General features: G+C 73.9%; 15 protein-coding genes. 11 read left to right on the forward strand and 4 right to left on the reverse strand.

All coding sequences use genetic code 11. The annotated features are described in order from the left end of the window. Positions 1 to 4: 4 nt before the first annotated feature. Together F8274_RS25075 and F8274_RS25080 are read right to left on the reverse strand one after the other, a co-directional pair. Positions 5 to 532, reverse strand: a complete 528-nt coding sequence (locus F8274_RS25075) for a PH domain-containing protein (protein WP_151464826.1) — start codon at positions 530 to 532, stop codon at positions 5 to 7. 22 nt (positions 533 to 554) lie between these two features. Next, positions 555 to 785, reverse strand: a complete 231-nt coding sequence (locus tag F8274_RS25080) for a hypothetical protein (protein ID WP_151464827.1) — start codon at positions 783 to 785, stop codon at positions 555 to 557. Between the two features lie 239 nt (positions 786 to 1,024). On the opposite strand from F8274_RS25080, the gene F8274_RS25085 reads away from it, so the two are divergent. The 7 genes from F8274_RS25085 to F8274_RS25115 all read left to right on the forward strand — a co-directional run bounded on the left by F8274_RS25085 (position 1,025) and on the right by F8274_RS25115 (position 8,050). Further along, positions 1,025 to 2,131: a MoxR family ATPase gene (locus F8274_RS25085; protein WP_151464828.1), complete on the forward strand. Its 1,107-nt coding sequence runs from the start codon at positions 1,025 to 1,027 to the stop codon at positions 2,129 to 2,131. Next, positions 2,110 to 3,102, forward strand: coding sequence for a DUF58 domain-containing protein (locus F8274_RS25090; RefSeq protein ID WP_192579974.1), 993 nt, complete (start codon positions 2,110 to 2,112; stop codon positions 3,100 to 3,102). The genes F8274_RS25085 and F8274_RS25090 overlap by 22 nt, the downstream gene beginning before the upstream one ends. Further along, positions 3,099 to 4,049, forward strand: coding sequence for a VWA domain-containing protein (locus F8274_RS25095; RefSeq protein WP_107079102.1), 951 nt, complete (start codon positions 3,099 to 3,101; stop codon positions 4,047 to 4,049). The genes F8274_RS25090 and F8274_RS25095 overlap by 4 nt, the downstream gene beginning before the upstream one ends. Before the next feature lie 595 nt (positions 4,050 to 4,644). Next, the gene (locus tag F8274_RS25100) at positions 4,645 to 5,349 is read left to right on the forward strand and encodes a beta-ketoacyl-ACP reductase (RefSeq protein ID WP_151464830.1); all 705 of its coding nucleotides are present in this window, start codon (positions 4,645 to 4,647) and stop codon (positions 5,347 to 5,349) included. A gap of 22 nt (positions 5,350 to 5,371) precedes the next feature. After that, a complete protein-coding gene (gene fabI, locus F8274_RS25105; protein WP_151464831.1) occupies positions 5,372 to 6,139 on the forward strand; it encodes an enoyl-ACP reductase FabI in 768 nt (255 codons plus the stop codon). Positions 6,140 to 6,203: 64 nt separating this feature from the next. Beyond that, a complete protein-coding gene (locus tag F8274_RS25110) occupies positions 6,204 to 7,235 on the forward strand; it encodes a ferrochelatase (protein WP_151464832.1) in 1,032 nt (343 codons plus the stop codon). Further along, entirely contained in the window at positions 7,184 to 8,050 is an 867-nt protein-coding gene (locus tag F8274_RS25115) for an HAD-IIA family hydrolase (protein WP_192579975.1), read from the forward strand. The genes F8274_RS25110 and F8274_RS25115 overlap by 52 nt, the downstream gene beginning before the upstream one ends. A gap of 10 nt (positions 8,051 to 8,060) precedes the next feature. On the opposite strand, the gene F8274_RS25120 is transcribed toward F8274_RS25115, so the two are convergent. Then, positions 8,061 to 8,855, reverse strand: a complete 795-nt coding sequence (locus F8274_RS25120) for a hypothetical protein (RefSeq protein WP_151464834.1) — start codon at positions 8,853 to 8,855, stop codon at positions 8,061 to 8,063. Positions 8,856 to 9,016: 161 nt separating this feature from the next. Between F8274_RS25120 and F8274_RS25125 the strand changes: the two genes are divergently transcribed. Next, positions 9,017 to 9,829, forward strand: a complete 813-nt coding sequence (locus F8274_RS25125; RefSeq protein WP_151464835.1) for a DUF3097 domain-containing protein — start codon at positions 9,017 to 9,019, stop codon at positions 9,827 to 9,829. Positions 9,830 to 9,854: 25 nt separating this feature from the next. Here F8274_RS25125 and F8274_RS25130 read toward each other — a convergent pair whose 3' ends face one another. Beyond that, on the reverse strand, positions 9,855 to 11,165 hold the full coding sequence (locus tag F8274_RS25130; protein WP_151464836.1) for a serine hydrolase: 1,311 nt from the start codon (positions 11,163 to 11,165) through the stop codon (positions 9,855 to 9,857). 91 nt (positions 11,166 to 11,256) lie between these two features. Here F8274_RS25130 and F8274_RS25135 point away from each other — a divergent pair, with 91 nt between their 5' ends. The 3 genes from F8274_RS25135 to F8274_RS25145 form a co-directional block, all read left to right on the forward strand. Next, positions 11,257 to 11,730: an NfeD family protein gene (locus F8274_RS25135; protein ID WP_151464837.1), complete on the forward strand. Its 474-nt coding sequence runs from the start codon at positions 11,257 to 11,259 to the stop codon at positions 11,728 to 11,730. Positions 11,731 to 11,734: 4 nt separating this feature from the next. After that, complete coding sequence (locus tag F8274_RS25140) at positions 11,735 to 12,841, forward strand: SPFH domain-containing protein (protein ID WP_151464838.1); 1,107 nt, start codon at positions 11,735 to 11,737, stop codon at positions 12,839 to 12,841. A gap of 138 nt (positions 12,842 to 12,979) precedes the next feature. After that, the coding region (locus F8274_RS25145) for a hypothetical protein (protein ID WP_151464839.1) at positions 12,980 to 13,751 on the forward strand (772 nt) is incomplete at its 3' end.

Consider the following 13,751-nt stretch of genomic DNA (forward strand, 5'->3'; position numbering starts at 1 on the left):
TCGCTCACAGCCCCTCCGCCCGGTCCTCGCCCAGCGCGGTGAGCCGGTCCCGGAGCCGGGACGCCTCGGCCGGCCGCAGACCCGGCACCCGGGCGTCGCTCGCCGCCGCGGCGGTGTGCAGCTGCACGGTGGCCAGGTCGAAGGCGCGCTCCAGCGGCCCCGCGCTCACGTCGACGAACTGCATCCGGGAGTACGGCACGATGGACAGCCGCCGCACCAGCAGACCGTGCCGGACCAGCAGGTCGTCGGCCCGCTCGGCGTAGCCCCAGGCGCCCACGGCGCGGACGATGGTGACCGCCCGCCAGGCGGCCAGCAGCAGCGCCACGCCCAGGGCGGCGCCGAGCAGCCAGTGACCGGCGACCGCCCAGGCCACGCCGAGCACCACCAGCGCCACGGCGAGGCCGATGCCGAGCCGGATCAGCTCCACCCAGATCAGGTCGCGGGAGATCGGCTGCCACCGGACGGTGTCCGGCCAGGGCTCCAGGGGGCCGGTCGGGGCCGGCGGCCGGCCGGCGAGGTCGTCACCGTTCACCGGCTGGTCCCGCTGCGCTCGCTCACGATTCGAGCGTAGGCGATCCGGGCACCGGTTCGACCTCGCGGAGGAAGCCGCGTGCGTCGAGGAAGTCGCCCAGCGACCCGCGGTGTGCGGGGCAGGCCAGCCAGGTCTTGCGCCGCTCGGGCGGGTGCAGGCGGGGATTGTTCCAGCGCAGCTCCCACACGGCGGGCGCGCGACATCCCCGCGCCGAGCAGACGAGCGCGTCGTCGGGGGGAGTGGGAGTGGTCACCGGGGCGAGTCTAGGGCCGCGCGCCGGGAGCTTTAGCGCCGGGCGGCCACGGGGGGAGCCGCCCGGCGACGGGGTGAATCGTACACACGCCGGACCCCTTGTTGTCCACCCGTGTTCAGGGTTTTCCGTGCCGGGGGACGGCGCGGCGAAAATCGTCCCTCTCCGACCCTCGCCTCTCAGCAAGGCATGACAGTCTTGATACGCACCACGCCCGACGACGACCATGCTGTGGAGGACCGGTGGCCCAGCCGATCACGCCCGACGCCCCGACCCCGACCGAGGCCGCGCCGGACGCGCCGCCCCCGGCGACCACCACCCCGGCGCAGGACGCCACCCTGCTGGAGCGGGCGCTGTTCGAGATCAAGCGGGTGATCGTCGGTCAGGACCGGATGGTCGAGCGGATGTTCGTGGCCCTGCTGTCCCGGGGCCACTGCCTGCTGGAGGGGGTGCCCGGCGTCGCCAAGACCCTCGCCGTGGAGACCCTGGCCAAGGTGGTCGGCGGGTCGTTCGCCCGGGTCCAGTTCACGCCCGACCTGGTGCCGGCCGACATCATGGGCACCCGGATCTACCGGCAGTCCAGTGAGAAGTTCGACGTCGAGCTGGGGCCGGTCTTCGTCAACTTCCTGCTCGCCGACGAGATCAACCGGGCGCCGGCCAAGGTGCAGTCGGCGCTGCTGGAGGTGATGAGCGAGCGGCAGGTGTCCATCGGCGGGGAGACCCACCGGGTGCCCGACCCGTTCCTCGTGATGGCCACCCAGAACCCGATCGAGCAGGAGGGCGTCTACCCGCTGCCGGAGGCGCAGCGGGACCGGTTCCTCATGAAGATCGTGGTGGGCTACCCGACCGACGCCGAGGAGCGGGAGATCGTCTACCGGATGGGCGTCGCCCCGCCCGAGCCGGCCCGGGTCTTCGACACCCCGGACCTGATCGCGCTCCAGCACAAGGCCGACCAGGTGTTCGTGCACAACGCGCTTGTCGACTACGCGGTCCGGCTGGTCCTGGCCACCCGGGCGCCCGCCGAGCACGGCATGCCCGACGTGGCGCAGCTCATCCAGTACGGCGCGAGCCCGCGCGCCTCGCTCGGCCTGGTCCGGGCCACCCGGGCGCTGGCCCTGCTGCGCGGCCGCGACTACGCCCTGCCGCAGGACGTGCAGGACATCGCCCCGGACATCCTGCGGCACCGGCTCGTGCTCAGCTACGACGCGCTCGCCGACGACGTGCCGGCCGACCACATCGTGCACCGGGTGATGTCGACCATCCCGCTGCCCGCGGTCGCGCCCCGCCAGCAGGCCACACCACCCCCGCCGGCCGTCCCGCACGGCGGCTGGCCCGGGCAGCGGCCGTGACCCCACCCACCCGGCTGCCGGCCAGCGGCGAGCGCTCCGGCGCCGTCCTCGCCCGGTTGCAGCTCATGGTCACCCGCAAGCTCGACGGGCTGCTCCAGGGCGACTACGCCGGGCTGCTGCCCGGTCCGGGCAGCGAGGCGGGGGAGTCCCGCGAGTACCGCCCCGGCGACGACGTGCGCCGGATGGACTGGCCGGTCACCGCCCGCACCACCATGCCGCACGTCCGGCGTACGGTGGCCGACCGGGAGTTGGAGACGTGGCTGGCGGTCGACCTCTCGGCCAGCCTGGATTTCGGCACCGGGCAGTGGCTCAAGCGGGACGTGGTGGTCGCCGCGGCGGCCGCCCTGGCCCACCTGACCGTCCGCGGCGGCAACCGGATCGGCGCGGTGGTCGGCACGGGCGCGCCGGCGCCGGCGGGCCGGTGGCGGGGCGGTTCCCCGCCGGCCGGGCCGGGGACGCTGCAACGGCTGCCCGCCCGGGCCGGGCGCAAGGAGGCGCAGGGGCTGCTGCGGGCCATCGCCGGCACCGAGATCCGGCCCGGCCGCAGCGACCTCGGCGTGCTCGTCGACATGCTCAACCGCCCGCCGCGCCGGCGGGGTGTGGCGGTGGTGATCTCCGACTTCCTCGCGCCGCCCGAGCAGTGGGGCCGGCCGATCCGTAGGCTGCGGGTCCGGCACGACGTGCTGGCCGTCGAGGTGGTCGACCCGCGCGAGCTGGAACTGCCCGACGTGGGGGTGCTGCCGGTGGTCGACCCGGAGACGGGGGAGCTGCACGAGGTGCAGACCGCCGACCCGGGCCTGCGCCGCCGGTACGCCGAGTCGGCGGCCGCCCAGCGCGCGGCGATCGCCGCCGAGCTGCGCAGTGCCGGCGCGGCCCACCTGCGACTGCGTACCGACCGAGACTGGCTGCTGGACATGGTGCGTTTCGTGGCCGCGCAGCGGCACGCCCGCACCCGAGGGACGACTCGATGATCCGTTTTCTGCAACCGTGGTGGCTGCTGGCCGTGCTGCCGGTGCTCGCCCTCGCCGCCGCGTACGTCTGGCGGCAGCTGCACCGCCGGCAGTACGCGATGCGGTTCACCAATGTGGACCTGCTGCGCACCCTGGCGCCGAAGGGGCTGGGCTGGCGGCGGCACGCGGCGGCCACCGCGTTCCTGCTCTGCCTGCTGGTGCTGGCCACCGGGCTGGCGCGGCCGGCGATCGACACCAAGGAGCCCCTGGAACGGGCGACCGTGATGCTCGCCATCGACGTGTCACTGTCCATGCAGGCCGACGACGTGGCGCCGAACCGGCTGGAGGCGGCGCAGGAGGCGGCCAAGCAGTTCGTCGGCGAGCTGCCGGAGAGCTACAACCTGGGGTTGGTCTCGTTCGCCAAGTCCGCGAACGTGCTGGTGCCGCCCACGAAGGACCGGGGCGCGGTGACCACGGCCATCGACGGGCTGGTGCTGGCCGAGGCGACCGCCACGGGTGAGGCGGTCTTCACCTGCCTGGAGGCGATCCGCTCGGTGCCGGCGGACGGCGCGGCCGGCATCCCGCCGGCCCGGATCGTGCTGCTCTCCGACGGCTACCGCACCTCCGGTCGTTCGGTGGAGGAGGCGGCCGCGGCGGCGCAGGCGGCCAACGTGCCGGTGTCCACCATCGCGTTCGGCACCGACTCCGGGCAGGTGGACATCGGCGGTCAGCTCCAGCGGGTGCCGGTGGACCGGATGGCGCTGTCACAGCTCGCCGAGACGACCCAGGGCTACTTCTACGAGGCGGCCTCGGTCAGCGAGCTGAAGCAGGTCTACCAGGACATGGGCAGCTCGATCGGTTTCCGGACCGAGCCGCGGGAGATCACCCAGTGGTACGCGGGCATCGCCCTGCTCCTCGCGCTCTGCGCGGGAGGGCTGAGCCTGCTCTGGTCGTCCCGCCTGATCTGAGGCGGGGCGACCGGGCCTGGCCGGTGGTGGTCAGTGACCGCCGCCGGCCAGGACGAAGAGGACGGCCACCCAGACGGCGGCGAGGGTGAAGCCCAGCGGGGCGACGTAACGGCTCATGGGACTGCTCCGTGGCGACGGCGGCCCGGGGCGGGGCGGACCGCAGGGGTGGATCAGGGCGTACGCACACGAAGTCGTGACCGGGGTGCTCCGCCGGGCCGCGTGACACGGTCGCCCCCGGCCGGTGGCCGAGGAGAGCGGGGCGGTGCGGTGCGGCGGGAAGCGGGGTCAGCGCTGCCGACTGAGTCGTGGCTCAGCGGGGCTGACGGTCGGCCCGGCCACGACTGGGAGGATCGCTATCTCGCACAGCGATCACCTCCTGCGGTCGGCGGGGCTCGACGGCGGGCGATCCACTGCCCGCAGACGTCGATCATCGTACACCCGGCGCACCCGCGGCACGCACTCGGCCGACCGGTCCACGGCGCTCGCCCGACCGGGTCGCCGGACCGGCCGCCGACCTGGCACGGGTTAGCGCTTACCCCCCGGTAACCCCTAGGCTCGCCAGCGATTGGGAGATCAGCTGAGCAGAGGGGGAACCGTGGCCCGTACCGTGCTGGTGACCGGCGGAAACCGGGGAATCGGCCTGGCCATCGCGCAGGCCTTCGCCAAGCAGGGCGACCGGGTGGCGGTGACCTACCGCAGCGGCGAGGCCCCGGCGGGGCTGTTCGGCGTGAAGTGTGACGTGACCGACGCCGAGTCGGTGGACGCCGGGTTCACCGCGATCGAGGCCGAGTTCGGCCCGGTCGAGGTGCTGGTCGCCAACGCCGGCATCACCGACGACACGCTGCTCCTGCGGATGTCCGAGGAGCAGTTCACCCGGGTGCTCGACACCAACCTGACCGGCGCGTTCCGGGTCGCCAAGCGGGCCTCGACGAAGATGCTCCGGGCCCGCTGGGGTCGGATGGTCTTCATCTCCTCGGTCGTCGGCCTCGCCGGCGGCGCGGGCCAGGTCAACTACGCGGCCAGCAAGGCCGGGCTGGTCGGCGTGGCCCGGTCGATCACCCGCGAGCTGGGCAGCCGCAACATCACGGCGAACGTGGTGGCGCCCGGCTTCATCGACACCGACATGACCGCCGGGCTCTCCGACGAGCGCAAGGCGGAGATCCGCAAGTCGATCCCGGCGGGCCGGATGGCCAGCCCGGAGGAGGTCGCGGCCGCGGTCACCTGGCTCGCCTCGGACGCGGCCGCGTACGTCTCCGGCGCCGTCATCCCGGTCGACGGCGGCCTGGGCATGGGTCACTGAGAAAGACGGAGGGAACTGCACAATGTCCGGACTCCTGGCCGGTAAGCGGCTGCTGGTCACCGGCGTCATCACCGACGCCTCGATCGCCTTCTCGGTGGCGAAGCTCGCCCAGGAGAACGGCGCCCAGGTCGTGCTCACCGGCTACGGCCGGCTGTCCCTGGTCGAGCGGATCGCCAAGCGGCTGCCCGAACCGGCGCCGGTGATCGAGCTGGACGTCACCAGCACCGAGCATCTGGCCGGCCTGGCCGACAAGGTGCGCGAGCACGTCGACGGCCTCGACGGGGTGGTGCACTCGATCGGGTTCGCCCCGCAGAGCTGCCTCGGCGGCGGCTTCCTCGACGCGCCCTGGGAGGACGTGGCGACCGCGCTCCAGGTCTCCACCTACTCCTACAAGTCCCTGGCCATGGCGGCGCTGCCGCTCATGTCGGCGGGCGGCGCCGTGGTGGGCCTCACCTTCGACGCCACCAAGGCGTGGCCGGTCTACGACTGGATGGGCGTGGCCAAGGCCGGGCTGGAGTCGGCCTCCCGCTACCTGGCCCTGCACCTGGGCAAGCAGGGCATCCGCAGCAACCTGGTCGCCGCCGGGCCGCTGCGCACCATCGCCGCCAAGTCGATCCCCGGCTTCGACCAGTTCGAGGACGCCTGGACCGAGCGCGCCCCGCTGGGCTGGGACCTCACCGACCAGGAGCCGGCCGCCCGGGCCTGCCTGGCGCTGCTGTCCGACTGGTTCCCGGCCACCACCGGCGAGATCGTCCACGTCGACGGCGGCTACCACGCGATCGGCGCCTGAGACCCGGACCGCACGTCCCGGGGTAGCCGCCGGACCGTCGCGGCCGTCGGGGGAGAATGAGCCCATGGCGTACGACGCGTTGGTGCTGGTCTCCTTCGGCGGCCCGGAGCGGCCCGAGGACGTGCTGCCCTTCCTGCAGAACGTGACCCGGGGGCGGGGCGTGCCGCCCGAGCGGCTCGCCGAGGTCGCCGAGCACTACCTGCACTTCGGCGGGGTGTCCCCGATCAACCAGCAGTGCCGCGACCTGCTCGCGGCGATCCGCGAGGACTTCGCCGCCAACGGCGTCGACCTGCCGGTCTACTGGGGCAACCGCAACTGGGACCCGATGCTCGCCGACACGGTGGCGCGGATGCGCGACGACGGCGTCCAGCGGGCCCTGGCCTTCGTCACCAGCGCCTACGGCGGCTACTCGTCGTGCCGGCAGTACCAGGAGGACATCGCCGCGGCCCGGGCCGCGGTCGGCGCGGACGCCCCGCTCATCGAGAAGCTGCGCCAGTTCTGGGACCATCCGGGCTTCGTCGAGCCGCACGCCGACGCCGTGCGGGCCGTGCTCGCGCAGCTCGACCCGGCCCGGCGGGACAGCACCCGGCTCGTGTTCACCGCGCACTCCGTCCCGGTGTCGGCGGCCGCCACCGCCGGTCCGCACGGCGGCCGGTACACCGCCCAGCTCGCCGAGACCGCCCGGCTCGTGCACGCCGCCGCGGCGCCGGACCTGCCCTACGACCTGGTCTGGCAGAGCCGTTCCGGGCCGCCGCAGGTGCCGTGGCTGGAGCCGGACGTCAACGACCACCTGACCGCGCTGGCCGGCCAGGGCGTGACCGGCGTGGTGGTCAGCCCGATCGGGTTCGTCTCCGACCACCTCGAGGTGGTCTGGGACCTGGACACCGAGGCTCTCGACACGGCCAAGCAGCTCGGCCTGGACTTCGTCCGAGCCGGCACGCCGGGCACCGACCCGCGGTTCGTGGCGATGGTCCGCGAGCTGGTGCTGGAACGGAACGCCCCGGACGGCGGGCGATACTTCCGCCGCCTCGGGGAGCTGCCCACCTGGGACACCTGCCCGGCGCTGTGCTGCGTGCCCCCGTCCCGCCGGCCCTGAGCCCGGCCACCTCCGACATCCTGTGGGGACCACACATGCATGACCGCAAGCCGGTGCAGAGCTGGCTCACCGACATGGACGGCGTGCTGGTGCACGAGGGCCAGCCGGTGCCCGGCGCGCCCGAGTTCGTCAAGAAGCTGCGCGCCTCCGGCAAGCCGTTCCTGGTGCTCACCAACAACTCGATCTACACGCCGCGGGACCTACGGGCCCGCCTGGCGCGGATGGGGCTGGACGTGCCGGAGGAGGCGATCTGGTCGTCCGCGCTGGCGACCGCCCAGTTCCTGGCCGACCAGCGGCCGGGCGGCACCGCGTACGTGATCGGCGAGGCGGGCCTCACCACGGCGCTGCACGCGGTGGGCTACGTGCTCAGCGACTTCGCCCCCGACTACGTGGTGCTGGGGGAGACCCGCACCTACAGCTTCGAGGCGATCACCAAGGCGATCCGGCTGATCAACGACGGGGCCCGGTTCATCTGCACCAACCCGGACGCGACCGGCCCGTCGGTGGAGGGCGCCCTGCCGGCCGCCGGCTCGGTGGCCGCGATGATCTCCAAGGCGACCGGGGTGGAGCCGTACTTCGTCGGCAAGCCGAACCCGATGATGATGCGCTCGGCGTTGAACACCATCGACGCGCACTCCGAGTCGACCGCCATGATCGGCGACCGGATGGACACCGACATCCTCTGCGGCCTGGAGGCCGGGCTGGAGACGATCCTGGTGCTCACCGGGATCAGCAGCCGGGCCGAGGCGGAGCGTTACCCCTACCGGCCGTCCCGGATCGTCGGCTCGGTGGCCGACCTGATCGACGAGGTCTGAGAGCCGGGGCTCAGGGGCGCAGCGGGGCGTTGCAGGCGGCCACCAGGGCCTGCCGGCAGGCGGTGGTCAACGGCCGCAGCGCCGCGTCCCGCTGCTGCGCCTCGAAGGTGTTCACCGCCCCGCCCGGGGCGCTCTCCCCGGCGAGGGCGAGCACCCGGTCCAGCACGGCCGCGCGGGCGAACAGCCGGCGGGACCGCGGGTCGAAGCCGGGCGGCAGGTCGGTCCCGCCGTCCGGGCGGCGCAGCGCGGCGAGCGCGCCGGCCAGCTCCGGCCGCCACTGGGCCACGTCGAGCCGGGTCAGGGCGGCGGTCGTCTCGGCCAGCGCGGCGGCCAGCTCGGCCTCCGCCTCGGCCGCACCGGGCGCGATCAGCGACGCCTTCGGCGCGTCGGCCGGCAGCGGGTAGACCCGCCAGAGCACCGTCTCCCAGGTCATCCCCGAGCCCGAGGTGTGCGTGCGCACCTCCGGGACGAACCCCAGCCCGCTGGCCACCACGGCCTCGCCGGCCAGCAGCGCCGCCCCCGCGAAGTCGCCGGGGCCGGGCAGCCCGCGCGGGTCGCCCGGTGCGGGCAGCACCAGGCGGATCTCGTCCGGGGAGAGCTTGGCCAGGCTGGGCAGCGCCTCCCGCAGGGACACGTCGGTCCAGGTGCCGGGGGCGTCGGCGACCAGGTGCTCCTCGTCGCCGGCGATCTCGTCGGCGACCTCGTCGAAGGGCACCAGGCCGGCGCGCCAGGCGCGAACCCAGGCGACGAACCGGCTCGACCGGCGCGGAGCCAGCGTGGCCGCGCCCGTTGCGGGGGAGGACATGCCGAAAGGGTACGTGCTCGCCGCCGTCGCTGTCTCGGCTGCCGCTCCGGCGGCGTGACCTGCACCCAACTACCCCCTTCGCCCCTTTCTGTGCCGCCGGTGGGGCACCTGGTCGGCGCGTCGCCGGGCGACGCGCCGGGCCGGTGGCTAGCGTGATCCACATGGCGGGGCGATACGACGGCGACGTGCTGGCGGGCGACTGGCGGCGGCGGAAGGTGATCCCCGAGGTCGACGCCGAACCGGACCTGGTGGTCGAGGACGCCGACTCCGGGTTCTGCGGCGCGGTGGTCGGGTTCGAGTCCGGTGCGGTGGTGCTGGAGGACCGGCACGGCCGGCGGCGGAACTTCCCGCTGCTGCCCGCCGCGTTCCTGCTCGACGGGCGGCCGGTCACCCTGCGCCGCCCGGCCCGCGCCCCGGTGCCCGCCGCCCGGCGGCGCACCGCCTCCGGCTCGATCGCGGTCGACAACGTCCGGGCGCAGGTCGCCAAGGCCAGCCGGATCTGGGTCGAGGGCGTGCACGACGCGGCGCTCGTCGAACGGATCTGGGGCGACGACCTGCGGATCGAGGGCGTGGTGGTGGAACCCCTCGACGGCATCGACGAACTCGCCGCCGAGGTGCGCGCCTTCGACCCCGGCCCGGGCCGCCGGCTCGGCGTGCTGGTCGACCACCTGGTGCCCGGCTCCAAGGAGAGCCGGATCGTGGCGCGGGTCACCTCGCCCCATGTGCTGGTCACCGGCCATCCGTACGTGGACGTGTGGCAGGCCGTGAAGCCCCGGGCGCTGGGCATCCCGGCCTGGCCCGTGGTGCCGCCCGGCCGGCCCTGGAAGGAGGGCGTCTGCGCGGCGCTCGGGGTGGCCGAGCCGGTGGACATGTGGCGGCACATCCTGTCCCGGGTGGACAGTTTCGCCGACGTGGAGACGCCGTTGATCAACGCCATGGAGCGGTTGATCGATTTCGTGACGTCGCCCTCCTGACTGGTTGCGGTTCAGGCCGGGCCGGTCAGGGTTCCTGGTCGGGGGTTCGGGTGAAGACGAAGGTGGCGATGTCGAGGGCGACCGGGTGGCCCTTGTCGTCGCGGATGACGGTGAGGAGTTCCCCGTCCTGGGAGCCGGAGCGGCCGCGCCAGCGGTCCGGGGCCTCCGGGGTGAAGCGGAGCTGCGGGTTGCCCACCAGGCCGCCCACCAGGTCACCGGCGGGGTCGACGCGGAACTCGTACTCGTTGCCCATCCACCACCAGCGGCCGGTCAGCCCGGCCAGGTCGGCGGGTGGCGCCTCGGCCGGGCGCCACGGGGCGGGCGCGGCCGGCTCGGCGTCCAGCACCAGGGTGAGGATGTCGCGGGCCAGGCCGACGACGTGGTGGCCGCGCAGGCCGTACGAGTTGGCGAAGTCGACCACGGCGGTGCGGGTGGGGCGGTGCACGGCCAGGCCGGCCACGTAGCCGGGCATCGAGCCGCCGTGGCCCACGTACACGCGGTCGCCGACCCGGTAGAGCTCCACGCCCAGGCCGTGCCCGCCGGTCCAGGCGTCCAGGTCGCTGATCACCACGGGTGCGCACATCTCGGTGAGCGTCGCCGGGGCGAGCAGGTCCGGGGCCGGGTCGGCCAGGAAGGCCGCCCAGCGGGCCAGGTCCTCGACGGTCGACCAGAGCTGGCCGGCCGGTGCCATCGCCCCGGTGTCGGTGCGCGGCTCCTCCCGCAGGGTGTCGTGCCAGGGGTGCACCACGTAGCCGCGCGCGTAGGGCTCGGTCGGGTGGTAGGTGGTGCGGCGCATGCCCAGCGGGTCGAGCAGCCGCTCGCGCAGCAGGTCCGCCCAGGGCGTGCCGGTGAGCCGCTCCAGCACCCCGCCGAGCAGCCCGTACGCCAGGTTCGAGTAGTGGTAGACGTGGTGCGGCGGGTGGGCGATCTTCGCCGGGGAGAGCCCGGCGAGCAGGGTCGCCAGGTCGGCGCCCGCGGCCCGCTCCCACCACTGCCCGTCCGGCTCCCGCTGGAGGCCGCTGGCGTGCCCGAGCAGCTGGCGCAGGGTGAGCGCGCCGGCCGGGGTGCCGGGCAGGTGCTTGTCGAGCGGGTCGTCCAGGTCCAGCCGGCCGGCGTCGCGCTGCTGCATCACCAGCACGGCGGTCATGGTCTTGCTGATCGAGCCGATCCGGTACTGGAGGTCCGCGTCGGGGCGGGGCTGCTCGCCGGCGAACGCCACGTGCGCCAGGCCACCGTCGCGGACCACGCCGAGGGCGAGCGAGGGGCCGCGCCCCTCCGCCTGGGCCCGCGCGACCAGCAGGTCCACCTGTCGGGCGGTCTCGGGCAGCAGGGCCATGAAGTCCTCCTCGGCGGTCGTCGGCGCGGTGCCGAGCTTAGGTGATCATTTCGGGTCGGTGTTGCGTGCGTCGGCGTGTCACGATCTAAGGGTGGACGCCGTGTTCTGGATCGTGCTGGGTGTGCTGCTGGCGGTCGCCGAGATCTTCACGACGACGCTCTTCCTGATCATGTTCGCGGCCGGGGCCTTCGCCGCCGCGGGCGCCGCCGCGCTGGGCGCCCCGGTCGCGCTCCAGGCGCTGGTCTTCGCGGTGGTCTCCGCGCTGTCGGTGGCCCTCGTCCGGCCGGTCATCAAGCGGCACGCCATGCCGGCGCTGGAGAGCGGCGACCAGCCGTTCGGGGTCGAGGCGATCGAGGGGTCGACCGCGGTGGTGCTGGAGCCGGTCGACGCCGAGCGCGGCCTCGTCAAGATCGACGGTGAGCTGTGGACGGCCCGGGCGTACGACGCGACGCGCAGCTACGCGGCGGGCGAGCGGGTGCAGGTGATAAAGGTCCGGGGCGCGACCGCCCTGGTCTGGCAGGACGAGATTTCCACCCCGGGCGGAATGCCCGAAGGGAAAAGGTGAAGATATGGAGTTTGCAGCGATCCTGTTGATCGCCGTCGCCGTGATCGTCGTGGTGACGCTGGTGAAGGCGGTGCGGATCGTGCCGCAGCAGCGCCAGGACGTGGTGGAGCGGCTGGGCAAGTACAAGCGGACCTTGAACCCGGGCCTGAACCTGCTGGTGCCGTACATCGACGCGGTGCGGACCAAGGTCGACATGCGCGAGCAGGTGGTCAGCTTCCCGCCGCAGCCGGTGATCACCTCGGACAACCTCGTGGTCTCGATCGACACGGTGCTCTACTTCAAGGTGGTCGACTCGGTCCGCGCCACCTACGAGATCTCCAACTTCCTCCAGGCCATCGAGCAGCTCACCGTCACCACGCTGCGTAACGTGATCGGCTCGCTGGACCTGGAGCGTGCGCTGACCAGCCGCGAGGAGATCAACCGGCACCTCTCCGGGGTGCTGGACGAGACCACCGGCCGGTGGGGCATCAAGGTGACCCGGGTCGAGATCAAGGCGATCGAGCCGCCGCCGAGCATCCGCGACTCGATGGAGAAGCAGATGCGCGCCGAGCGGGACCGCCGCGCCGCCATCCTCAACGCCGAGGGGCACAAGCAGTCCCAGATCCTCACGGCCGAGGGTGAGAAGCAGGCCGCGGTGCTGCGCGCCGACGGTGACCGGCAGGCCCGGATCCTCCAGGCGGAGGGCCAGGCCAAGGCGATCCGGACGGTCTTCGACGCGATCCACCAGGCCAACCCGAGCCAGAAGGTGCTCGCCTACCAGTACCTCCAGGCCCTGCCGCAGATCGCCAACGGCACGGCCAACAAGGTCTGGATCGTGCCGACCGAGCTGACCAAGGCCCTGGAGGGCATGGGTGGCGCGCTCGGCGGGCTGGCCAACATGGTCGGTGACGTCCCGTCGCCCGAGGCGACCCAGAGCGCCAGCGAGGTGGAGCGCGAGGCCGCCGAGGCCGCGCACGCCGCCGCCACGGCGGCCCAGGAGATCCACGACGAGGTACGCGTGGCCGAGGCCCAGGCCACCGGCGGCAACGCCCCGCAGGGGCTCCCGGCGCCCGAGCCGGTCTCCCCGCAGAGCCTGCTCAACGACCCGTCGGACCAGCGCGAACGGGGCTGACGAAGGGCCGCCGGCAAATCCGAGAATCGCTCATACGGCGCCCCGGCGCCTGCCACCATCGGTCTGAGGACGGGTGGTGACCAGGGCCGGGGCGCCGTTGCGCGTCCCGCGCCACCCGCACAGTGAGCGAGGTGGCGCATGAAGGATCCGGCGAACCGGCTGTTCTCCAGGACCCCCGTCCCGGGCGCGCACGACCCGGCCGGGCCGCTCGGCACCCGGCGTACCGGGGGCGGGTTCGGGGTGCTGCCGTTCGTCTCCGAGCCCGGGCCGGCCGCCCCGGCCACCGACGCGAGCTGGGCCTGGTCGATCCGCCGGTTCGCCCGCGCGGCGGTCTGGCTGCTGCCCGCGTACGCGGTCCTCTACGGCCTGGTGGCCATGGCCAGCGACGGCGGGGTGGGCAACGACCCCTACCCGGCCGACGGCCAGCCCGTCTACCTCGTGGGCTGGGTGGCCGCGGTGTGGCTCGGGCTGCTCGCCCTGCTGGCGCTCGCCGGCCTGCTCGCGGCCACCCGGTGCCGGCGGATCGCCCTCGTCGGGCTGCTGGCCAGCATCGGCGGGATGGTGCTGATGCTGCCCTTCGCCGGGCTGGCCGAGCAGGCGCCGGTCTTCGGCACCACGGCGCGCACCCTGGTCCTGGTCGGCGCCACCTTCTACAGCCTGGGCTGGTTCCTCACCGGGTGGTCGGTCGCCCGCTCCGGGATGTTCTCCTACGGCGACGGCGTCATGCTGATGATCGCCGCCCCGCTGCTCGGCCTGGGCGGCGCGCTGATCGGCTCCCTGCAGACCTTCGGCGCGATCTTCGTGCTGGTCGCCGGCATCGGCATCGGCTACCGCTCCGGCCGCCTCGTCCCGGCGGTGATCGCCCAGGACGCCCTGGCCGCCAGCGTCACGGCCACCCCACCAACCCCCA

The organism is Micromonospora sp. AMSO31t (assembly GCF_008868175.1).
Lineage (GTDB): Bacteria > Actinomycetota > Actinomycetes > Mycobacteriales > Micromonosporaceae > Micromonospora.

What these genes read in the sequence shown, in the direction of transcription:
- F8274_RS25095 (WP_107079102.1), top strand. Translation starts at nt 3,099, where the DNA reads ATGATCCGTTTTCTGCAACCGTGGTGGCTGCTGGCCGTGCTGCCGGTG.
- fabI (WP_151464831.1), top strand. Translation starts at nt 5,372, where the DNA reads ATGTCCGGACTCCTGGCCGGTAAGCGGCTGCTGGTCACCGGCGTCATC.
- F8274_RS25110 (WP_151464832.1), top strand. Translation starts at nt 6,204, where the DNA reads ATGGCGTACGACGCGTTGGTGCTGGTCTCCTTCGGCGGCCCGGAGCGG.
- F8274_RS25120 (WP_151464834.1), bottom strand. Translation starts at nt 8,855, where the DNA reads ATGTCCTCCCCCGCAACGGGCGCGGCCACGCTGGCTCCGCGCCGGTCG.
- F8274_RS25125 (WP_151464835.1), top strand. Translation starts at nt 9,017, where the DNA reads ATGGCGGGGCGATACGACGGCGACGTGCTGGCGGGCGACTGGCGGCGG.
- F8274_RS25130 (WP_151464836.1), bottom strand. Translation starts at nt 11,165, where the DNA reads ATGGCCCTGCTGCCCGAGACCGCCCGACAGGTGGACCTGCTGGTCGCG.
- F8274_RS25140 (WP_151464838.1), top strand. Translation starts at nt 11,735, where the DNA reads ATGGAGTTTGCAGCGATCCTGTTGATCGCCGTCGCCGTGATCGTCGTG.